At 56.7% G+C, this 21060-nt stretch carries 20 protein-coding genes and 1 pseudogene; 7 read left to right on the top strand and 14 right to left on the bottom strand.

Annotated features, from left to right (window positions below; genetic code table 11):
* Positions 1-10 precede the first annotated feature (10 nt).
* The 4 genes from B3797_RS00330 to soxR form a co-directional block, all read right to left on the bottom strand.
* Entirely contained in the window at positions 11-1660 is a 1650-nt protein-coding gene (locus B3797_RS00330; RefSeq protein WP_311783313.1) for a Na+/H+ antiporter, read from the bottom strand.
* Positions 1661-1810: 150 nt separating this feature from the next.
* Complete coding sequence (locus B3797_RS00335; RefSeq protein WP_311783314.1) at positions 1811-3160, bottom strand: NCS2 family permease; 1350 nt, start codon at positions 3158-3160, stop codon at positions 1811-1813.
* 311 nt (positions 3161-3471) lie between these two features.
* A complete protein-coding gene (locus B3797_RS00340; protein ID WP_311790059.1) occupies positions 3472-4137 on the bottom strand; it encodes a glutathione S-transferase in 666 nt (221 codons plus the stop codon).
* A 47-nt stretch (positions 4138-4184) separates the two neighbouring features.
* The gene (gene soxR, locus B3797_RS00345) at positions 4185-4670 is read right to left on the bottom strand and encodes a redox-sensitive transcriptional activator SoxR (protein ID WP_311783316.1); all 486 of its coding nucleotides are present in this window, start codon (positions 4668-4670) and stop codon (positions 4185-4187) included.
* Positions 4671-4753: 83 nt separating this feature from the next.
* On the opposite strand from soxR, the gene soxS reads away from it, so the two are divergent.
* Together soxS and B3797_RS00355 are read left to right on the top strand one after the other, a co-directional pair.
* Positions 4754-5176 carry a superoxide response transcriptional regulator SoxS gene (gene soxS, locus B3797_RS00350; protein WP_311783317.1) on the top strand — a complete coding sequence of 141 codons (423 nt, stop codon included), beginning with the start codon at positions 4754-4756 and terminating at the stop codon, positions 5174-5176.
* Positions 5177-5439: 263 nt separating this feature from the next.
* On the top strand, positions 5440-5721 hold the full coding sequence (locus B3797_RS00355) for a YjcB family protein (RefSeq protein WP_311783318.1): 282 nt from the start codon (positions 5440-5442) through the stop codon (positions 5719-5721).
* A 54-nt stretch (positions 5722-5775) separates the two neighbouring features.
* Here B3797_RS00355 and B3797_RS00360 read toward each other — a convergent pair whose 3' ends face one another.
* Together B3797_RS00360 and B3797_RS00365 are read right to left on the bottom strand one after the other, a co-directional pair.
* The gene (locus tag B3797_RS00360) at positions 5776-6726 is read right to left on the bottom strand and encodes an ATP-grasp fold amidoligase family protein (RefSeq protein ID WP_311783319.1); all 951 of its coding nucleotides are present in this window, start codon (positions 6724-6726) and stop codon (positions 5776-5778) included.
* Between the two features lie 8 nt (positions 6727-6734).
* A complete protein-coding gene (locus B3797_RS00365; RefSeq protein ID WP_120455184.1) occupies positions 6735-7991 on the bottom strand; it encodes a polysaccharide biosynthesis C-terminal domain-containing protein in 1257 nt (418 codons plus the stop codon).
* A gap of 525 nt (positions 7992-8516) precedes the next feature.
* Between B3797_RS00365 and B3797_RS00370 the strand changes: the two genes are divergently transcribed.
* Positions 8517-8912 (top strand): transposase, encoded by a 396-nt coding sequence (locus tag B3797_RS00370; protein WP_033749162.1) that lies wholly within the window; start codon positions 8517-8519, stop codon positions 8910-8912.
* Positions 8913-9482: 570 nt separating this feature from the next.
* Positions 9483-9731, top strand: coding sequence for a hypothetical protein (locus B3797_RS00375; RefSeq protein ID WP_311790060.1), 249 nt, complete (start codon positions 9483-9485; stop codon positions 9729-9731).
* 105 nt (positions 9732-9836) lie between these two features.
* Here B3797_RS00375 and B3797_RS00380 read toward each other — a convergent pair whose 3' ends face one another.
* The gene (locus B3797_RS00380) at positions 9837-10796 is read right to left on the bottom strand and encodes a DMT family transporter (protein WP_311790061.1); all 960 of its coding nucleotides are present in this window, start codon (positions 10794-10796) and stop codon (positions 9837-9839) included.
* Positions 10797-10876: 80 nt separating this feature from the next.
* Positions 10877-11704 carry an AraC family transcriptional regulator gene (locus B3797_RS00385; protein WP_311790076.1) on the bottom strand — a complete coding sequence of 276 codons (828 nt, stop codon included), beginning with the start codon at positions 11702-11704 and terminating at the stop codon, positions 10877-10879.
* A gap of 125 nt (positions 11705-11829) precedes the next feature.
* Between B3797_RS00385 and B3797_RS00390 the strand changes: the two are divergent.
* Positions 11830-12354, top strand: a pseudogene (locus B3797_RS00390) (isochorismatase family protein).
* A gap of 71 nt (positions 12355-12425) precedes the next feature.
* On the opposite strand, the gene ssb1 reads toward B3797_RS00390, so the two are convergent.
* Positions 12426-12974: a single-stranded DNA-binding protein SSB1 gene (gene ssb1 / locus B3797_RS00395; protein ID WP_311783324.1), complete on the bottom strand. Its 549-nt coding sequence runs from the start codon at positions 12972-12974 to the stop codon at positions 12426-12428.
* A 227-nt stretch (positions 12975-13201) separates the two neighbouring features.
* Here ssb1 and uvrA point away from each other — a divergent pair, with 227 nt between their 5' ends.
* Together uvrA and B3797_RS00405 are read left to right on the top strand one after the other, a co-directional pair.
* On the top strand, positions 13202-16030 hold the full coding sequence (uvrA, locus tag B3797_RS00400; protein ID WP_311790062.1) for an excinuclease ABC subunit UvrA: 2829 nt from the start codon (positions 13202-13204) through the stop codon (positions 16028-16030).
* A 264-nt stretch (positions 16031-16294) separates the two neighbouring features.
* Positions 16295-17359, top strand: coding sequence for an NAD(P)-dependent alcohol dehydrogenase (locus B3797_RS00405; RefSeq protein WP_311783326.1), 1065 nt, complete (start codon positions 16295-16297; stop codon positions 17357-17359).
* Positions 17360-17397: 38 nt separating this feature from the next.
* On the opposite strand, the gene B3797_RS00410 is transcribed toward B3797_RS00405, so the two are convergent.
* The 5 genes from B3797_RS00410 to B3797_RS00430 form a co-directional block, all read right to left on the bottom strand.
* On the bottom strand, positions 17398-17733 hold the full coding sequence (locus tag B3797_RS00410) for an MmcQ/YjbR family DNA-binding protein (protein WP_311790063.1): 336 nt from the start codon (positions 17731-17733) through the stop codon (positions 17398-17400).
* A complete protein-coding gene (locus B3797_RS00415; protein WP_311783328.1) occupies positions 17730-18152 on the bottom strand; it encodes a secondary thiamine-phosphate synthase enzyme YjbQ in 423 nt (140 codons plus the stop codon). The genes B3797_RS00410 and B3797_RS00415 overlap by 4 nt, the downstream gene beginning before the upstream one ends.
* 254 nt (positions 18153-18406) lie before the next feature.
* On the bottom strand, positions 18407-19600 hold the full coding sequence (locus B3797_RS00420; RefSeq protein WP_311790064.1) for an amino acid aminotransferase: 1194 nt from the start codon (positions 19598-19600) through the stop codon (positions 18407-18409).
* A 48-nt stretch (positions 19601-19648) separates the two neighbouring features.
* A complete protein-coding gene (locus B3797_RS00425) occupies positions 19649-20263 on the bottom strand; it encodes a YitT family protein (protein ID WP_120455166.1) in 615 nt (204 codons plus the stop codon).
* Positions 20264-20504: 241 nt separating this feature from the next.
* On the bottom strand, positions 20505-20996 hold the full coding sequence (locus B3797_RS00430; RefSeq protein WP_311783330.1) for an Lrp/AsnC family transcriptional regulator: 492 nt from the start codon (positions 20994-20996) through the stop codon (positions 20505-20507).
* Between the last annotated feature and the right edge of the window lie 64 nt (positions 20997-21060).

Below are 21060 nucleotides of genomic sequence, written 5' to 3' on the forward strand. Positions count from 1 at the left end.
GGCGCGCGGCTTACTCTTCTTTTTCGATCAGCAGCGCTTCCAGCAGGTCGAGATCGCGCAGCAGCCGCTGCATGCTCTCACTGGAAATCTGCTGCGTCGCGCGCAGATGATAGACCTCGGCGCGTTCGGCGCGCAGCGCGGTCAGACGGAAGCGACGCTCCAGATTTTCGGCGAACAGCGCCTGCTCCAGATCGCTCTTGCCGTCAGCGCGGCGGCGCAGGTTGCCGATCACGCGCAGGCTTACCTCTTTAAGCAGCTCGGGATCGATGTTCTCTTCGGTGTCGTTCTCCAGCCGCGCTTCCATTTTATGCAGGCTTTCGATCGCCACGCTCGCCATTACCGCGCGGGCGTTTTGCAGCTCGCGACGATGCCCGGATTTATCGATGCCGTCCACGCCGCGCAGCAGCAGCGGCAGCACCACCACGCCTACCAGCAGCGAGAACAGGATCACGCCGGTGGCGATAAACACCAGCTCATAGCGCGCCGGAAATGGCTGGCCGTTAGTGAGAAACAGCGGAATAGAGAGCACGCCCGCCAGCGTAATCGCGCCGCGCACGCCGGCGAAAGAGGCGATAAGCAGCTCGCGCAGCGAGTAGTTGGCGAACTCCATCGGCTTTTTCTTCAGCACGCGCTTGCTGAGACGCTGCATAATCCAGAGCCAGCCGAAACGCACCACCATCAGCGCGCCGTAGACCAGGATAATGTCGGTAAACAGCATCCAGAGTTCGACGTTGGGATCGGCGTTAGCAGCGTCAATAGAGGTGCCGATAATGTCCGGCAGCTGCAGGCCGAGCATCAGGAACACCATGCCGTTAAAGACGAACTCCAGCATCTGCCAGACGCTGTTGGCGCGCAGGCGCATCGCCAGCGGTGCCTGACGGATAATGCCGGAGCGGGTGATCGTCATGCCCGCCGCGACCGCCGCCAGAATGCCGGAGACGCCGAGGTGTTCGGCAATAAGATAAGAGGCGAACGGTAGCAGCAGCAGCAACACGGTTTGCGTCGCCGGATCGTCGCCGCTCCAGCGGCTCAGCAGACGTAGCGATTTCCCATAGAGCCAGCACACCGCAACGCCCGCAATCAGGCCGCCCACCGCCACCTTGAGAAACTCAATACTCGCGCCGCCCCAGGTAAACACCATGGTGCCCATCGCGACCGCAACGGCAAACTTCAGCGAAACCAGGCCGGAGGCGTCGTTCATCAGCGCTTCGCCCTGCACGATCGACATGATTTTTTTCGGGATGCGCCCCTCGCCGACAATGCCGGAGAGCGCCACGGCGTCTGTGGGTGACAGGACGGCTGCCAGCGCGAAGGCGGGGATCAGCGGGATACCCGGCACCGTCCAGTAGATCAGGTAGCCGATGCCGACCACGGTAATCAGCACCAGCACCAGCGCCAGACCGATAATTTCCCGGCCATGATGCAGAAATTCGCTGATCGGCGTCTTCCAGCCGTCGGCAAACAGCAGCGGCGGAATAAACAGCACAAGGAAAAGTTCAGGGTCGAAATCGACATGCAGGCCGAAGGTCGGCCAGGCAAGCAGTGCCCCGGCGAGAATTTGCACCAGCGGCAGCGGGATCTGGAACGGCAATATGCGCGCGGCCACCCCCGAAAGCGATACCACCAGCGTCATGATGAGAATAGTAAAAAAGATTTCCATGCTTTCCTTAGGCGAATCGTAAAGTCATAAAAAATGTTGTGAACGCTAAAGTGTAAAGCAAAGTGCGCAGAGAATAACAAGTCACGCGTGCGGCGCGGCAGAAATTCAGGAAAAAGTTCCGGACGAGACGGCGCTCGTCCGGTTTTACAGTCAGATCGCCCAGCCGCCAGCGTAAAAAATTACCAGCGCGGCGGCAATCACAACGGTGCCGAGGTTCAGCTTGCGCCACTCTCCGGCGAACAGACGGCCCACTACCAGCGTGGCGAAACCGAGCATGATGCCGGTGACGATATTGCAGGTCAGCACGATAAATACCGCGGTCAGCAGCCCGGCCATCGCATCAACGAAGTCGGCGAAGTCGATTTTCGCCACGTTGCTGAGCATCAGCAGGCCGACATACATCAGCGCAGGCGCGGTCGCATAGGCGGGTACCAGCCAGGCCAGCGGCGACATAAACAGAATCAGCAGAAACAGCAGACCCACCACAATCGCCGTCAGTCCGGTTTTGCCGCCTGCCGCGGTGCCGGCTGCGGATTCGATATAGACCGCCGCTGGCGATGCGCCGACCAGACCGGCAAAGAGGCTGCTGACAGAGTCTGTGGTCAGCGCGCGTCCGCCGTTAATGATCTGCCCCTTCTCATCCAGCAGGTTCGCCTGTCCGGCAACCGCGCGGATGGTGCCGGTGGCGTCAAACACCGCCGTCATAACCAGCGCCAGCACGCTCGGCAGCACCATTGGCTGTAGCGCGCCCATAATATCGAGGCTGAAGAGCAGCGACTGGCCCTGGCTGTCGCGCAGGCTGGGCAAGGCGAACAGACCCTGGAATTTTACCGCGGGATCGAAGATCAGGCCGAGAATCGAAATAGCGATAATGGTCAGCAGGATGCCACCCGGCACCCGACGCTTTTCTAGCCCGAAAATCGCCGCCAGACCCAGCAGTGACATCATCACCGGGAAGGAGGTGAAGTGGCCCAGCGCCACCGGCATGCCGGGCGCAGGATTCTTCACCACCAGCCCGATGCCGTCAGCGGCGATCAGCAGCAGAAACAGGCCGATCCCCACGCCGGTACCGTGGGCCACGCCCATCGGAAGATTACGCAGAATCCAGGCGCGGATGCCGGTTACAGAGATCAGGGTGAACAGCAGCCCCATCAGGAAGACCGCGCCGAGCGCCACCGGCACGCTGATGTGCTGGCCGAGCACCAGGCTGAATGCGGTAAAGGCGGTCAGCGAGATGGCGCAGCCAATCGCCAGTGGCAGGTTGGCCCACAGCCCCATGACGATAGAGCCGACGCTGGCGACCAGGCAGGTGGCGACAAAAACAGCGGTGGGTGAAAAGCCCGCCTTGCCCAGCATGCCCGGCACCACAATCACCGAGTAGACCATCGCCAGGAAGGTGGTGAGTCCCGCCAGGATTTCCTGCCGGATGCTGCTGCCGCGTGCAGAAACAGAGAACCAGGCGTCCAGCTTGCCAGCGGACGAGCGTGATTCGTATGACATAGTTGAGCCTCAAGAAATTTTTGGTGTGTAAAAAGCCCTGCGTCGTTGCCCGCAAAATCCCTGGTTGTCACCCTGGCGCAATAGCGTCAAAGGCGGCAGGCAAACGTTTACTTCGCGGCGAATAACTGTCCGCTATGCGGCCAGATAAAAAGGCAGGGGATTATCCGGCGTTTGGCAGCCGATTTTCAACCGCTTCCTTGTCTTAATTCAGGATAAAGCAGAGCGCTTGCGGCGGTTTCCGAAGGCGTGTGCGACAGCGGCATCCAGGCAGACGCCGCGCTACGTTTTGATATTTTGACGTTTTACACTGCTCAACTGCCTGGCAGCACCTCGCCGCCCTGCTGGATGGCGCGCTGCCAGGCGGCGCGCTGCTGAACGGTGGTCAGCCATGCTGCCGTGGCGGGCATATCGGCCAGGCCGCCGCGCGACTGCATCGCCAGCAGCGGAAAACTCATCTGGATATCAGCAATGCTGAAGCGCTTGCCGGCAAACCAGGGGTGAGCAGCCAGATGCTGCTCAATCATCTGGCGATGCGGCACCAGCTGCTTATCCAGCCAGGCTTTCTGCATGCCTTTGCCCAGCGCCGCGCCCGCCGGACGCAGCAGCCAGGGCACCGGCGCCTGCCCCAGGCGGCCGAATACCAGCTTCATCAGCAGCAGCGGCATCAGCGAGCCTTCGGCGTAGTGCAGCCAGTAGTTCGCCTGAAGACGCGCCGGCTCATCGGCGGGCGCCAGCCGCTGCTCGCTGTCATATTTGCCTTCCAGATAAGAGAGAATGGCGCCCGATTCGGCAATCACCTGATTACCGTCGGTAATCACCGGCGACTTGCCCAGCGGATGCACTTTTTTCAGGGCTTCCGGCGCCAGCATTGATGCCTCGCGCTGATAGCGTTTGATTTGGTAAGGCACTTCCAGCTCTTCCAGCAGCCACAGCACGCGGTGCGAGCGCGACCGCTCAAGATGATGGACGGTAATCATAGAGCACTCCTGTTATGCGTCTCAGGCAAGTATAGCTTCCCGCATCTTTAGCGCGGCGGCTCGCCTTTATCATCCTGTTCGGGGTCAAGCAGCACCGCGCCAGAGCCCTGCTGTGCCAGCCGGTCGCCGGGATTGCGAAGTGGGCAGTCGCGCATCGACAAACAGCCGCAACCGATACAGCCGTCGAGATCGTTGCGCAGGCGCGTCAGGGTTTCGATGCGCTTATCCAGCTCTTCACGCCAGTGCTGCGTCAGGGCGTCCCACTCCTGCGTCGACATACGCTTGTTGGCGGGAATATGCATCAGGCTGTCGCTGACCGTCGCGAGCGGTATGCCGATGCGTTGAGCAACCTTGATAATGGCGACGCGCCGCAGTACGTCACGGCTGTAACGCCGCTGGTTGCCGCCGTTGCGCGTGCTGGAAATCAGCCCTTTGCTCTCATAGAAATGCAGCGCGGAAACCGCCACGCCGCTACGGCGCGCGACTTCGCCCGGCGTTAAAACCGGTTTCGGGTAGTTGCGATCTTTTTTCATCTGGCTCTTTACCTCAAGTTAACTTGAGGAATTATACTCGCCTCCGTCAAATAACGAATCCCTCAGGACTAAAGGACGAGATTATGATGCAAGAAGAGATCATTCACTCCCTGACGCACTGGATCGATCAAAACCTGGATAAGACGCTGTCGATCGATGAAGTGGCGGCCAAATCAGGTTATTCAAAGTGGCACCTGCAGCGTATGTTCCGTACCGTGACGAAACAGACGCTGGGTGGCTACATCCGCGAACGTCGCCTGACGCTGGCGGCGGAAGCGCTGCGCCAGACGCAACGCCCGGTATTTGATATTGCGATGCAGTATGGCTATGACTCGCAGCAGACCTTTTCCCGCGTGTTCCGCCGTCAGTTTTCACAAACTCCGACCGCCTATCGCCACTTTATGCGTCGTCAGGCGCTCCAGCGTCCGCGCAGGTTGAGTTTTGACTGTAGCGAACCTGCAAGTTTTACCCAGCGCACCACCGGCGAATGCTGCCCGATTCGCTAAGTCACAGGCGCCCTTAACGGGCGCAACTTGCCGCTTTTCCCGCTTTACGCCCCCGGTTTTCTTTTCGACGTTTCGATAAAAAATTCTCTACCATACCAGGTACAAATTTTGTTCATAAATTCAAATGCAGTGGTATAATGTGACTCAGGTCACACATTACACTCTTTTTGACGACGGAAAGCCTTTCCCTGACCTCGCTTTTCGTCGCCGGTGATGTCCAGTAACTGTCAGGGATAATCACTTAGATTCAGAGGCTTAAGTCGATGGCGACGATAACCACCAGCTTGATTGTCATGCGTTGGGAACTGCTCAGCGCAGTTATGATGTTTTTTGCCAGCACCCTTAAAATCAAATTCCGCCAGAGCAGCCATCATGTGATGGCGTTTATGTGCGGCGGCATCGGTCTCGGTATGACCTGCTGGTTTGTTATGGGTCTGCTGGGCATCTCGCTGAGCATGGAAAACGTGCATCACATTATGCTGGTTACCAAAGACACCTTTATCCAGGTAATGAGCCAGACGCCGCCCGACTGGCCGATGCCTTAATGACCAGCCAATAAAAAACCCCGCGAAGCGGGGTTTTTTATTTTGCTGTGTGACTCAAACTTTCTTCAACAGCGCAGGAATATTAACGTCCTGCACCGAAACGCCCGGTCTCTGCGTGCCGCGGCGATCCTGAATCCACATATCTCCCATCATCTGATTAAGCCCGCGATCCAGCCCCGTCACCAGACCTGCGCCCGGCGTAAAGGTCAGTTCGCCGAAATAGATGCGGCCCTCATGGATATACCAGTCAACGCGCACATAGTCGAAATCGCTCGCCAGCTTCTTACTCAGATCGAGCGCGTGCTGCAGCGACTCGGCGATTTTCGTCACGTCGAGGCCGGTGTCGCGAATCTTGTGAAAGGCTTCGGTCAGATTGTTGACGTAGAAGTTCATCGACAGCTGCGGCTGGCAGCGGTTGTAGATTACCTGCAGCACATATTCAAAGCGGCCGTCGCGCTTGTTGAACATATGAAACTTGTAGTCGATAGGCGCCGTTTTGCCGTCGCCGATATACTGCTCGACCAGAATGCGCGGCTTGATATAGCGATAGTGGATCTCGCGCGCCTCGTTGGCGAAGTCGGTCTTCAGCCACTTATAGCAGCTGTTGATAATCTGCTGTTTGCGCAGCGCGTCTGGCTCTTCCAGCAGAATCTCTACCATGTTGGAGGCGTGATTCGGCTTGATCACCGTACCCTTCCAGCATTGCAGGCTATTCAGCGACGCCGGGTCAGTGGTCTCGTGCACCAGCGGAATCAGGTATTCGTTGCCAATCTTTTCGGCGATATAGTCGCGCACCGAATATTTGTCTGAGAGGCGGCCATAGATCTGATAGTCGCCGTAGACGAATTTGCGATACAGCACCTTTTCGTTAAAGACTTTGGGCTGGCGCAAATTAGGCAATTTTTTGAACTTATGGAAGTAGTAAATGCGGTCCTGGTAAGCCCAGGGCATCTTCTTAATGAAGTACTGCACACTTCTTCTGAGTTCATCTTTCAACTTAAACATATCTGACCTCATTTGTAGGTTTTGTAGTTGAGTGAGGAAACTTGAATTCTTTGAATGACGCCGTTTTTGAAGAAGTAATTCATTACGGTAAGGGACAAGAGTTCCGACACGAAGACGCTCCAGGCGGCGCCCATAATGCCGTAGCCCTGAATCAGCCACCACGAAAGCGGCAGGCTGATTACCATCAGGCAGATGATTTTCTTCAACAGATAGTTGAAACCACCCTCTTTCACCATGTAGCGATAGGCTACTGTGCCCATGGCGGAGAAGCAGGTCGCCATTGACAGCAACGTAATGAGACTTCCTGACTGTGTGTACTCTGAACCGTACAAAGCGATGATGATTTTTTCGCCGAACAGCGCGATAACCAGCAACATCATCAGTGAAACTCCCATGACATAGCCATTAAGCCGCGCTGCCAGCTTAATGGCCACTTCGCCGCGTTCCCTGAAAATTTCAGTGAAGCATGAAGTTATGAGCGCCACGGGGATAAAAATCCACGAAGCCGCGATAGTGTTGGCCGCCGCAAACAGCCCAAGATCGCTTGCCGAAGCGATGCCGGCTAAAAACATCTGCGCGGCTTTAACCTGTACTGAAATAAAAATGCTGGAGATCGCCAGCGGCAGACCGGCATACATCAGATAGCGCAAATAGGCGCTGCGTTTTTCCTGCGGCGGCGCGACATCCTGAGTTTCGCGGTAGAAGTTGTAGCGCTTGATAACGTAAGGCACCAGCGTTACGGCCACGATAGAGAGCGTCAGCCATGCCGGATTAAGGCGCAGCCAGGCGATAGTGAAGCTGATGCCGAAGCTCAACAGCATGCCGAGCGAGTTCGCCACGGTATTTAGTCGGGAAGCGAGACGCGCGTTGTTGTAAACGCTGAAGGTGTCCTGGGTAACGAATACGGAGGCGACGAACGACGCCAGCGTGAAAGCGAGGAAATTTTGCGGCATGGTGAACCACACCCAGGCCAGCACAGGTACTGCGGTGAGAAGCAGTAAAATCATGCGCAGAGTACGCGCCACGTTCATCAGACGCAGCCCTTTCGGCGCGCTTTTACTGATCCGCTTAAACAAGATAGTCTCGGTACCGAAGATGGCGACGGTCTGGACCATAGAAAATAAAGAGGTTGAAAACGCCATCTGGCCGAATACGGTTGGCCCGAATGATTTCGCCACGTAGGAGGTCACAAATATGACGCCAAAAACCGAGACGATCTTCTCAGACATCATCCAGGCGGCATTAGACATTACGCTTAATTTCATTGACTCATCCTTTGCATTACTTACTTCAACCGCTTCGGTACAACATCCCTGTAACGAATTAACAAGCGCTCAGTGGGCCTGGCGTTATTTAAAGATTTCAAACCAGGCTGGTCCGAAAAATGAGAATCAGAACACGATTCGGTGAATATTTTCAGGATAATTCTGATTAAATTTGGCTCAGAACGGTTAATCTGGAATCGATTTCACGCGGAAAACAGACCCCATTCTCAAGCCATTTCCCTGCGAATTTAGCAAGCACGTTATGCTAAATATCAAATGTACGTAGAAATTTTTCGTATTTGGGATGGGAAGAATCTATAACAAAAAACCCTGACCAGGAAGGTGCGCCCATCCGATAAGAATAAAATAAGATTTATCCCATGATGATATTTATTCTAAATATCTTAATTTAACCCACGCAATTCTAATCGCGCACTTTAATACTGCATTAATAGATTATTTACAGTGCCAGATATTAATACAGTACATCTCATCCATTAATCGATAAGAAAGGTAAGAGCATTTATGAGAAAGTCACGATATAGCGAAGAGCAAATCACAAATGCCATTAAAGCTTCTGAATCAGGGGTTAAAGTCAGGGAGATTTGTGACGAGCTGGGGATCTCTGAGGCCACCTTCTATAGCTGGAAAAAGAAATTTTCCGGCCTTTCCTCAGAGGAAGGAAGAAGAATCAAAGAGTTAGAAGACAAATTACAGACACTTACCCGTGAGCTGCAAACGCTCAACTCAGATAAGGAGATGCTGCAAAGCGTACTGAAGAACTTCTTTACCACTAATGAAAAGCGCCAGGCGGTCAACTTTTTGCAGAGCACTTTCGACATCGGCACGCGCCGCAGCTGCCGCCTGCTCGATATTAGCCGCAGCGTTTACCACTACCCGTCAGGATCGGAAAATCGATAAAACCAATAATACTGCCCTAAACTGACTTAGCGCTGAGATTGTTCTTACCAGAAGAGATGATGACACTTTAAGATACCATTCGTGGCTTTAATTTTCGTTCCATGCATTCCTGATGGGTTTGCCAACGGATCGATTTTCATTTTTTGCGGTAATATTGATAAGCACCAGCAAAAGTCTCGCGTTTCTCGCTACTTCTCCTCTCGCCCAATCTCATTTCGATGAGATTGGTGCTTCTCATTTTTCATCAGGCTCGTTAATGCCCGGCGCTAAAATTTTGTCGCTCCATTAAGCCGCGCTAAACAGCCCTACAAAATCACGCTTCGGTTACTACAAGAAATGGTGGCACTAAGTTTGCGTCCAGCGAAGAGTATGTTGTCATCCATAAATAAGCGAACCGGAAAAAAAGATGCCAGGAATTTTCCTGGCGGAATGGTTTATCAATGCTTATCGCTTTCCTTATTTCGGGTTAATCACATATAAGATAAATCACTTTAAAGATCGCCCCGGCTAAAGTTTCGTAATTTCCTTTACTGGGAATTATTCTTAATAGCCTGACCGTTTCTGGAAAAAATGGTGGTTTATCAGACGACATTCTCAGGGCCAAACGCCAATAAAAACGCAGCGGCAGGCAATAAATATGCAGTAAAGTGGCGAATTACTCGCCACTCACAATGCCTTAATGCTTCGTTAAGGTGGAATATAAGCCGTCAAAGAGAAGAATTGCCGCCGGGCAAAGCCGTTAAACGCTCACCTGCAGGCGAAAAAAATGAGATCTCGATCGCTTTTTATAGCGCTTCACCGTTCGGCTTTAGCCAATAAATAGCTAAAGAGCGGCAAAATTTGCCGCTCCGCTCTGCGCATTATTCCTAAAACTGTGTGAAATCAGCGGGTCAGCACATATTAAATTGCGCGACAGGGTGCCGATTAATGCTCAATTGACGTCAGCAACGGTTCCGGCTTAATACGCATCGCCCAAAGTACGCCGAGGATCAGGCAGAAAATGCCTGTCAGCGTCAGCAGCGGCGGCCAGCTTTGTCGCCAGAGAAAAGTCCACAGCAGGCCTGACAGCGTTTCGAATACGATAAGCGGGCCCATAAATACCGTGGGTAGCCGCTGGCTGGCGGCATTCCAGCAGAGCGTGCCCAGCCAGGAGCAGAGCAGCCCAATCACCAGCATCAGCGGCAGAAAGAGCTGCGGCTGCGGGCCAAACGGCAGCGCGAAGGATGGGCTATGCCACGCCAGCTGCGCGCTTACCCCCGCATACATAACCAGCGCCAGCGGCAGCGTCACAATCCCCTGCGCCGTCGCCCAGGTGGCTGGTTTATGCTGCGGATGGGTGCGCAGCCAGCGCGCGTTGCGCAGCGGATACCAGGTCCAGCACACCACTGCCAGCACCGCCAGCGCAATGCCGCTCAGGTAGCGCATCATATCCCAGCCGCCGCTCTGCCCGCGCAGCTCGGCAATATTTACGCACACCAGACCTGCGCCGATCGCCAGCAGCGCAGGCGTCAGCCGACGCCAGGCCAGGCGTCCTTCAAGATGGCCGTAACAGAGGTTGGCGGTGATCGCCATTACCACCGGCAGCGTGCCGATAATCATGGTGGATACCGGCGCGCCGGTGCGCTGAATCGCGCTGGCGAGAAAGGTGTAATAAAGAAGGTTGCCCACCAGCGAAAGCTTTAGCGCCTCCCGCCAGTCGGCAGAGAGCAGCTTACGCAGACGGTGGCGATCGAGCCAGGCCAGCGGCAGCGCAATCAGGCCAAACGCGACATAGCGTCCGGCAGACTGGAGCGCGCCCGGATAGTCCGGCACCAGCAGCGGCCCGACGAAAATCAGTCCCCACATCAGCCCTGCGGCAAGGGCAAACAACACGCCAGCTAACATCGTCTCTTCCTTTATTAAAGTGCATAAGGAAGTGTGGCGGAAAAAGCGGGGAAAAATCTTGTAGCAGATTGCGGTTCGCCCTAAGCGCCACGCACCTGTTTCTGATAGCGCACCGGCGTAATGCCGTAACGCTGAGCGAAGGCGCGGGTCAGATGCGCCTGGTCGCTCAGGCCGACACTCGCCGCCACGCTGGCCGCCGACAGGCCGCGCGCCAGCAGCTGCTTGGCCTCGTATAACCGATACGCCATCAGCATCTGATGCGGCGTAACGTGAAAATGCGCGCGGAAAGCGCGCAGAAAATGCCACGGCGAGAGCGAGGCCAGCGCCGCCAGCTCCTCCAGCCTGACCGGCTCGGCAAGATTGTCGCGCAGGTAATCGCGTACCTGGTCGAAGCGGTGCCCTTTCTCTTCCTTGCCTCTTTCCGCCATACGCGCCAGCGGCCGCAGCTGCGCCAGCACATCGGCTAACAGGCTTTGCCGCGCCAGCGGGCTATCGGCCTGCCACAGCGCCGCCAGCGTTCGCGATAGCGGCAGCGCCAGCCGCGAGTCGGTGCGCAGCGCTTCGCTAAACCACCAGCCGCCATCGCCGGTGAGCTGCCTCATGTCGTCCGGCTGGATATAGATCATCTGATAACGCCAGCCCTCTTCGCAGGCCGACTCGCCGGTGTGCAGCTCATCCGGATTCATCATCACCAGCGAATGGGTCGGCGCAGTGTACTGTGCGCCGCGATAGCGGAACCGCTGCGCGCCCGACTCGATGGTGCCGATGCCGAAGGCTTCGTGCGTATGCGGCTCGAAGGCATAGCGGGAGATATGCGCCTGATAAAGCTCTACGCCAGGCAGCTCGTCAAACTGGCGAAACTGCGCGCGATCTTTTTCGCAGGGAAAAACAGCCGGAACGCCCTCCACCTCGATCTCCTCGTTAATCAGACAGGCTTTCAGCATGCCAGCGATGGCTGGCGGATTGCAAAACAGTTTTGCCATTTCGCCGCGGCGCGGTGAAACTGAAGCGCAGAACAGAAAAGGAGAAAGCGATGACTCAGCGAGTTGTTGTGGTAGTGGATATGCAAAACGGCGTTTTCGCGACGCCGCGCTTCGATCGGGCCTGATGCGCGGCGCGGATCAATCAGCTGACCGCAGCGGCTGACAGCACTCTCTTTATTACGCACCGCGAAGGCGAGATGCAACCCGGCACGCAGGCGTTTGAACTGCTGCCGGAGCTGCATCAGCCTGCCGGTAGTTTTTACGTCACTAAAACCGCCTGCGACAGCTTCTGGCAAACCGAACTGGCCGCCACGCTGGCGCAGCTGAAAGCCGACGCCTTCGTTATTTGCGGCTGCGCGACCGATTACTGCGTCGACACCACGGTTAAGGTCGGTGCAGGTCTGGGCTATCGCATTACCGTCGCCGCCGATGCGCATACCACGGCGAATCGCACCTGGGTCAGCGCGGAGCAGCTGATTGGGCAGCATAACGAGGTCTGGGCTGGTCTGTCGCTGCCGGGCAATGTGCCGCAGGTGCTCACTACGGCGGAGATAGTGTCAGGCTGGAGTTCTTAGCCGCCTGAACAGAAGACGAAAAAAAGCCCCGCCTGAGCGGGGCCTGAGAGACAGTGCCGACCCAAAGAGGATCAGAACGGAATATCGTCGTCGAAGTCCATCGGCGGTTCGTTGTTGTTGCTCGCCGGGGCGCTCTGCGGCTGAGGACGCGACTGCGCGCCGCCGCTGAACTGATTGCCGCCCTGCGGCTGCTGCGGCTGACCCCAGCCGTTGTTGTTGCCACCGCTCTGACCGCCGCCCATCGGCGCGCCACCAGCGCCAGCGCCCTGCTGACGACCGCCCAGCATCTGCATGGTGCCGCCGACGTTAACCACGACTTCCGTGGTATAGCGATCCTGGCCGCCCTGGTCCTGCCATTTACGGGTGCGCAGCTGGCCTTCGATATAAACCTGAGAACCTTTACGCAGATATTCGCCAGCGACTTCCGCCAGCTTGCCGAACAGCACAACGCGGTGCCACTCGGTGATCTCTTTGTTTTCACCGGTCTGCTTGTCACGCCAGCTTTCCGACGTGGCCAGCGTAATGTTGGCAACCGCGCCACCATTCGGCATGTAGCGCACTTCCGGATCCTGACCCAGATTCCCGACAAGAATCACTTTATTTACGCCACGACTGGCCATGTTGCTCTCTCCCGATGAGTTAATGCTAAGAGTCTAAACGATCAATTCTATCACGTCCTGCTATGCGATTCCCACTTTCGAGCCGGCTCGCAGAAGCGCTCATTTTACACCCAAAATGCAAAAAATACTGGATATTTAATCAGTCTATTTTTTGTGCCATAATACCCTGTTTACGCTAATCGTGTCCGTAAGGGTACGGGGCGTGCTGCTCAATCCGGGAAAGGTGAATGGATAAGATCGAAGTTCGTGGTGCCCGCACCCATAATTTGAAAAACATCAACCTGATCATCCCTCGCGACAAACTCATAGTGGTCACCGGCCTGTCAGGCTCCGGCAAGTCCTCTCTGGCGTTTGATACGCTCTATGCGGAAGGTCAGCGCCGCTACGTAGAGTCGCTCTCTGCCTACGCGCGTCAGTTTCTTTCTCTGATGGAGAAGCCGGACGTCGACCATATTGAAGGTCTGTCGCCCGCTATCTCTATCGAGCAGAAATCCACTTCACACAACCCGCGTTCTACGGTCGGTACCATCACCGAGATCCACGACTATCTGCGTCTGCTGTTCGCCCGCGTCGGCGAGCCGCGCTGTCCGGATCATGACGTGCCGCTGGCGGCGCAGACCGTAAGCCAGATGGTGGACAACGTGCTGGCCCAGGAAGAGGGTCGTCGCCTGATGCTGCTGGCGCCAGTAGTGAAAGACCGTAAGGGCGAACATACCAAAACGCTGGAAAACCTGGCGGCGCAGGGCTATATCCGCGCGCGTATCGACGGCGAAGTGTGCGATCTTTCCGATCCGCCGAAGCTGGAGCTGCAGAAAAAGCACACTATTGAAGTCGTGATCGATCGCTTCAAAGTCCGCGAAGATCTGGCGACCCGTCTCGCTGAATCCTTTGAAACCGCGCTGGATCTCTCCGGCGGGACGGCGATCGTCGCCGATATGGATGACGCGAACGCGGAAGAACTGCTCTTCTCCGCCAACTTTGCCTGCCCGATCTGCGGCTACAGCATGCGCGAACTGGAGCCGCGTCTCTTTTCGTTCAATAACCCGGCTGGTGCCTGCCCTACCTGCGACGGCCTCGGCGTACAGCAATATTTCGATCCCGATCGCGTCGTGCAAAACGGCGAACTCTCTCTGGCTGGCGGCGCGATCCGCGGCTGGGATCGCCGTAATTTCTATTACTTCCAGATGCTGCGTTCGCTGGCCGAGCACCTCGATTTTGACGTCGAAGCGCCGTTCAATACCCTGAGCGATAAAGCGCGCCAGGTGATCCTCTACGGCTCCGGCAAAGAGAACATTGAGTTTAAGTACATCAACGATCGCGGCGACACCTCCGTACGCCGCCATCCGTTTGAAGGCGTGCTGCACAATATGGAACGTCGCTATAAAGAGACGGAATCCACGGCGGTACGCGAGGATCTGGCGAAATTTATCAGCAATCGCGCCTGTGCCACCTGTGACGGCACCCGTCTGCGTCGCGAAGCGCGTCATGTTTTTGTCGAGAACACCAATCTGCCGACCATCTCAGATATGAGCATCGGCCACGCGATGGATTTCTTCCGCAACCTCAAGCTGAGCGGCCAGCGCGCCAAAATCGCTGAAAAGGTGCTGAAGGAGATCGGCGATCGCCTGAGCTTCCTGGTCAACGTCGGCCTGAACTATTTGTCGATGTCACGCTCCGCAGAGACCCTTTCCGGCGGCGAAGCGCAGCGTATCCGTCTGGCGAGCCAGATCGGCGCGGGCCTGGTGGGCGTGATGTATGTGCTGGATGAGCCCTCTATCGGCCTGCACCAGCGCGACAACGAGCGTCTGCTCAGCACGCTGATCCATCTGCGCGATCTCGGCAACACCGTGATTGTGGTCGAACATGACGAAGACGCTATCCGCGCAGCCGACCATGTGATCGATATCGGTCCCGGCGCGGGCGTACACGGCGGCCAGATCGTGGCGGAAGGTACGGTTAACGAGATCATGGCGGTGGAAGAGTCGCTGACCGGCCAGTTCCTCAGCGGCAAGCGGGAAATTGCGGTGCCGAAGGAGCGCGTGAAAGGCGATCCGACGAAGACGCTGAAGCTAAGCGGCGCGCGCGGCAATAACCTTAAAGACGTGACGCTGACGCTGCCGGTCGGTCTGTTTACCTGTATCACCGGCGTCTCCGGCTCAGGTAAATCGACGCTGATTAACGATACGCTGTTCCCGATCGCGCAGCGCCATCTGAATGGCGCAACCACTGGCGAAGCGGCCCCTTATCGTGAGATCAACGGGCTTGAGCACTTCGACAAGGTGATCGATATCGATCAGAGCCCAATCGGCCGTACGCCGCGCTCTAACCCAGCGACCTACACCGGCATCTTTACGCCGGTGCGCGAGCTGTTCGCCGGGGTGCCGGAGGCGCGTTCGCGCGGCTATAATCCGGGCCGCTTCAGCTTTAACGTGCGCGGCGGCCGCTGCGAAGCCTGTCAGGGCGACGGCGTGCTGAAGGTAGAGATGCACTTCCTGCCCGATATCTATGTGCCCTGCGATCAGTGCAAAGGCAAGCGCTATAACCGCGAGACGCTGGAGATCAAATACAAAGGCAAGAGCATCCACGAAGTGCTGGAGATGACCATCGAAGAGGCACGCGAGTTCTTCGACGCGGTTCCGGCGCTGGCGCGTAAGCTGCAGACCCTGATAGATGTGGGTCTCTCCTATATTCGTCTCGGCCAGTCGGCCACCACCCTTTCCGGCGGCGAAGCGCAGCGCGTTAAGCTGGCGCGTGAGCTGTCGAAACGCGGCACCGGCCAGACGCTCTATATCCTGGATGAGCCTACTACCGGCCTGCACTTCGCCGATATCGCCCAGCTGCTGGAAGTGCTGCATCAGCTGCGCGATCAGGGCAACACCATCGTGGTGATTGAGCATAACCTTGACGTGATCAAGACTGCCGACTGGATTGTCGATCTGGGTCCGGAAGGCGGCAGCGGCGGCGGCGAGATCCTTGTCGCAGGCACGCCGGAAACCGTGGCGGAATGTGAAAAATCGCATACCGCGCGCTTCCTGAAGCCGCTGCTGACGAAATAGTTCGCGGTCAGCAAGTGCTACACTGACATTGCGTTAAACCTCTCAGGCCCGCTGCAAGCGGGCCTTTTTCATACTGCATATTCCATCCGATAAAAACAGAATCAGGCAAGATTCAGGCATGTATAGGCATAGCCGGGCTGGCGTTCTGTGACTATCCTTTTAAACGTTCCTCATTGGCGCGCCCCGTTGGCCTCGCCCTCTTGCCGAGCGCCCTGCGCGCCGCACTCATCACTATTCTCACGACACAACGAACCTGGAGACACCATGAATATTACGCACGCCTATGCCGCTCAGGACGCGAAATCCAGACTGGCGCCGTTCGATTACACCCCGCGTGAACTGCGCGCGCATGATGTACAGATTGAAGTGTTGTTCTGTGGCGTTTGTCACTCTGACCTGCACCAGGCCCGCAACGAGTGGAAAAACACCCTTTTTCCGGTCGTGCCGGGACATGAAATCGTTGGCCGCGTTACTGCGGTCGGCAATCACGCCAGCAAATACAAACCAGGCGACCTGGTCGGCGTCGGCTGTATGGTCGACTCCTGCCGCAGCTGTCCGAGCTGTCAGGAAGGGCTGGAGCAATATTGCGAGGTCGGCTTTGTCGGCACCTATAACGGTCAGGATCGCGAAACCGGCGACGTCACCTATGGCGGTTACTCAACGTCGGTCGTTGTCGATGAGAACTTCGTGCTGCGCGTGCCGGAAAACCTGGATCTGGCGGGCGTCGCGCCGCTGCTGTGCGCAGGCATCACTACCTATTCGCCGCTGCGCCACTGGAACGTCGGCCCGGGCAAAAAAGTGGGCATCGTCGGCCTGGGCGGCCTCGGCCATATGGGCGTGAAGATTGCGCACGCGATGGGCGCGCATGTCGTGCTGTTCACCACCTCGCCGTCAAAAATTGAAGATGGCAAGCGCCTGGGCGCGGATGAGGTGGTGGTATCGAAAGATGCGGACCAGATGGCGCAGCACGTTAACAGCTTTGATTTCATCCTGAACACCGTGGCGGCGCAGCACGACCTCAACCCGTTTATCGCCCTGCTGAAGCGCGACGGCAATATGACGCTGGTTGGCGCGCCGGAGCACGATCACCCGGCACCGCAGGTCTTTAACCTGATCATGAAACGCCGCAGCATTGCCGGTTCGCTGATCGGCGGCATCGCCGAAACGCAGGAGATGCTCGATTTCTGCGGCAAACACGGCATCACTTCTGATATCGAAATGATCGCGATGAATCAGATCAACGAAGCCTATGAGCGTATGCTGAAAAGCGACGTGAAATATCGCTTTGTTATTGATATCAATACGCTGCGCGACGAAGCGGCGGCGTAACGGCAACCAGGCGCGCGGCACAACGCCGCGCGCTTCTCTCAGACGCCCGCCGCTCTGGTGGCGTCCGCCTGCTGATAAGAAGCATCCACCAGATAGTAGATTTGCGAATCCTTCAGCGATCCGTCCAGCAGCAGTGTGCTCCAGTGCGTCTTATTGAGGTGCTCGCTGGGGAAGACGTCGCTGTGTTCCTCGCGCAGCAGCTCCGCCAGCGCAGGCGTGGTTTTGAGCGACACCGCCGGATGTCCGTTTACCTCATGCACCATAGCGAACAGTACGCCGCCGCTTTTAATTTGCGTCGCTTTCCAGTCGCTGTGAACGCTCTGCTCCGCGTCCGGTTTGTTCATACAGTAAGTCAGTAGATCTGACGTGTTCATTTCGACTCCCCTTGTAAAGTGGCGACAATGCGCCGCGCGCCGCCGTGAATGCGGTGTTCCCCTAACCAGATACCCTGCCAGGTGCCCAGCATTAGCCTGCCGCGCTGGACCGGCAGCAGCAGCGATACGCCCAGCATGGAGGATTTGATATGCGCAGGCATATCGTCGCGGCCTTCGTAATCATGCTGGTAAGGCGCCTCTTCCGGGACATGGCGCATAAAATGATTTTCCATATCGCTACGCACCGTGGGATCGCAGTTTTCATTCAGCGTCAGTGAGGCGGAGGTGTGCTGCAACAGCAGATGCAGCAGGCCGGTCTGCACCTGCGCCAGCGCCGGGATTTGACTGAGGATCTCTTCGGTGACCAGATGAAAACCGCGGGGTTTCTCACCCAGCGTAAGCGTTTGTTGATGCCACATGCCTTTTTCCTGAATTGGTTACACCGTTTAAGTGTGCAATAAGTCGTGGAAAGGTAAACCTGAAGGCAAAAAAAAACCGCCAGCCTGAGCTGAGGGTTTCAGTTTAGTGAAGGATGGGGTTCGGGCGCAGTGACGCGAAAACTGGCCTCCCTGCCAGATCGACGCCTCTTATCCCTGAGGCGCGCCCGTCACCGGGCTAATGTGCTGCGCTTCTGTTCCTGTTGCGGGACGCTCTACGTGCGTCATCCGCGCGATTACATTACCGCGGCAAACGCCTGTGCCACCTGCTGCACATTATTGCTGTTGAGACCGGCGACGCAGATACGACCGCTGCCCACCAGATAGATGCCGAACTCATTGCGCAACCGCTCGACCTGCTGCGCGCTAAGGCCGGTATAGCTGAACATGCCGCGCTGCTTCAGCAGATAATCGAAGTTTTTGCCAGGCAGCGCGGTGCTGAGCACATCTACCAGCGTTTTACGCATGGCGATAATACGCAGGCGCATCGCCTCCACTTCGGCCAGCCAGTTGGCTTTCAGCGCATCGTCGTTCAGCACGCGCGCCACCACCTGCGCACCGAAGTTCGGCGGGCTGGAGTAGTTGCGGCGCACCGTGGCTTTCAGCTGACCCAGCACGCGCCCGGCTTCGTCGGCGCTGTCGCACACCACAGAAAGGCCGCCAACGCGCTCGCCATACAGCGAGAAGATTTTTGAGAAGGAGTTGCTGACCAGCGCCGGCAGACCCGCTGCGGCGATAGCGCGGATCGCATAGGCATCCGCTTCCATTCCTGCGCCGAAGCCCTGATAGGCGATATCCAGGAACGGGATCAGCTCCTGCGCTTTTAGCACCTCAACGACGCAATCCCACTGCGCGTCAGTCAGATCGGCGCCGGTCGGGTTATGGCAGCAGGGATGCAGCAGCACGATGCTTTGCTTCGGCAGCGCCTGCAGCGCGGCGAGGAAGGCGTCGAACTTGACGCCGTTGGTCTCTGCGTCGTACCACGGGTAGTGGTTAACGTCAAAGCCCGCGCCGGTAAAGATCGCCACATGGTTATCCCAGGTCGGGTCGCTGACCCAGACGCCGGAATTGGGGAAGTAGCGCTTGAGGAAATCTGCGCCTACCTTCAGCGCGCCGGAGCCGCCGAGCGTCTGAATCGAGGCGATACGGCCCGCTTTCAGCATCGGGTGCTCCGCGCCGAACAGCAGCGGCGCAATAGCGCTGCGGTATGCGTTGAGGCCTTCCATCGGCAGATAGAGCGACGCCTGCTGCGGCTCAGCCTTCAGCTGCTCTTCCGCGGCGGCAACCGCCTGGAGCTGAGGAATAATGCCCTGCTCGTCATAGTAGAGGCCGATGCTGAGGTTCACTTTATTTGCGCGCGGATCCTGTTTGAAGGTTTCCATCAGCGACAGAATCGGATCGCCGGCGTAGGCATCAACGTTTTGAAACACGGTGCAGATCTCCATGAGTGGTCGTAAAAAACAGAGGTGTATGCAGCATTAAACCATGTACCGTCCGGGACGATGGTTCATGGCGATAATCAGGTTAAGGATCACTGCGCCCGCTACCGACGCCAGCAGCATCGGTACGCTGACGACAAACAGCGACGCCAGCACAACGCAGGTATCGACGGCCATTTGCAGTTTCCCGGCGCGCAGCCCGATGCGATCCTGAAGCCACAGCGCCAGAATATTAATTCCGCCCAGGCTGGCTTTGTGTCGAAACAACACTATAAACCCAATGCCCATGATCACGTTACCGAACAGTGTCGCATAAAAGGGATTGAGCGCGGAAAAGTGGACGAAGAGCGGATGCAGATGGGTAAACAGCGATACCAGCCCCACCGCGCAGAAGGTTTTCAGCGTAAACTCCCATCCCATGCGGCGCACCGCCAGCCAGTAAAACGGCAGGTTGATGAGGAAAAAGGCGCTGCCGAAAGAGAGCGGCGACAGGTAGCTGATTAAAAAGGCGATGCCGGCGGTACTGCCGGTCAGCGCGCCCGCCTGCTTTAGCATAATGACGCCGAAAGAGACCATCAGCGTGCCGAGCAGTATCGCCAGCGCATCTTCAATGCGCGAATGAGGTATTCGGGTAGGTTCTACGACGTTATCCATGGGTAATCTCATTGCAGTCAAAGCCGAAAAAAAGGTACCGCTTCGATGCAAAAAACGCACCATACCGTCGGCCAGTTGCCGCCTTCGGCAGGTGCCAGTGATTATCCAGTTGATAACTAAGGCGCTTTTGTTGCGTGGTTTTGCGCATGTTTTGCGGTCATTCCGTCAAACCATGCACAAATTCAGAATTCTGTGCGCATCTCTTGCATAAACTGCCGATCCCTTGCACCAAATAAGCACATCATGCACTTTTTTGGCGCATTTTGCGCTCAGGGAGCATCATCAGGCCATTCTCTTTCAAACGACCTAACACTACCGATGTTTTCACATGGGACACGCTTTGATGGCCCGCCACCAGCTGACTTATCAGCGCGCTCAGCGAAGCGAGGTCCGCTACCGCCACTTTCAGCAGATAATCCGCGTCGCCGGTGGTTTTGTACGCGTCGACGATCGCCTCCTCCTGCTCTACCATGCGGTGAAAGCTATCGACATACTCGGCGGTGTGGTTAATTAGCCGTACCTCTATCAGACCGACCATGCCCAGGCCAATCGCATCGGGCGACAGACGCGCGTGATAGCCGAGGATTAAATTCGCCTGTTCAAGATTGATGCGGCGTCGCGAGCATTGCGATGCCGACAGGCCAACTAAATCGCTCAGCTCCTGGTTGGTTAAGCGGCCGTTGGATTGTAATAAGGTCAGTATTTTCAGGTCGTAATCGTCTACGTGAGTCATGCTGCTTCCAGTGCTTAAACATGCGCTGTGATACAGATAACCCGATTAAAGGCGAGGTTGTCCA

This window comes from Pantoea sp. UBA5923, assembly GCF_002431095.1.
Classification (GTDB): domain Bacteria; phylum Pseudomonadota; class Gammaproteobacteria; order Enterobacterales; family Enterobacteriaceae; genus Pantoea; species Pantoea piersonii.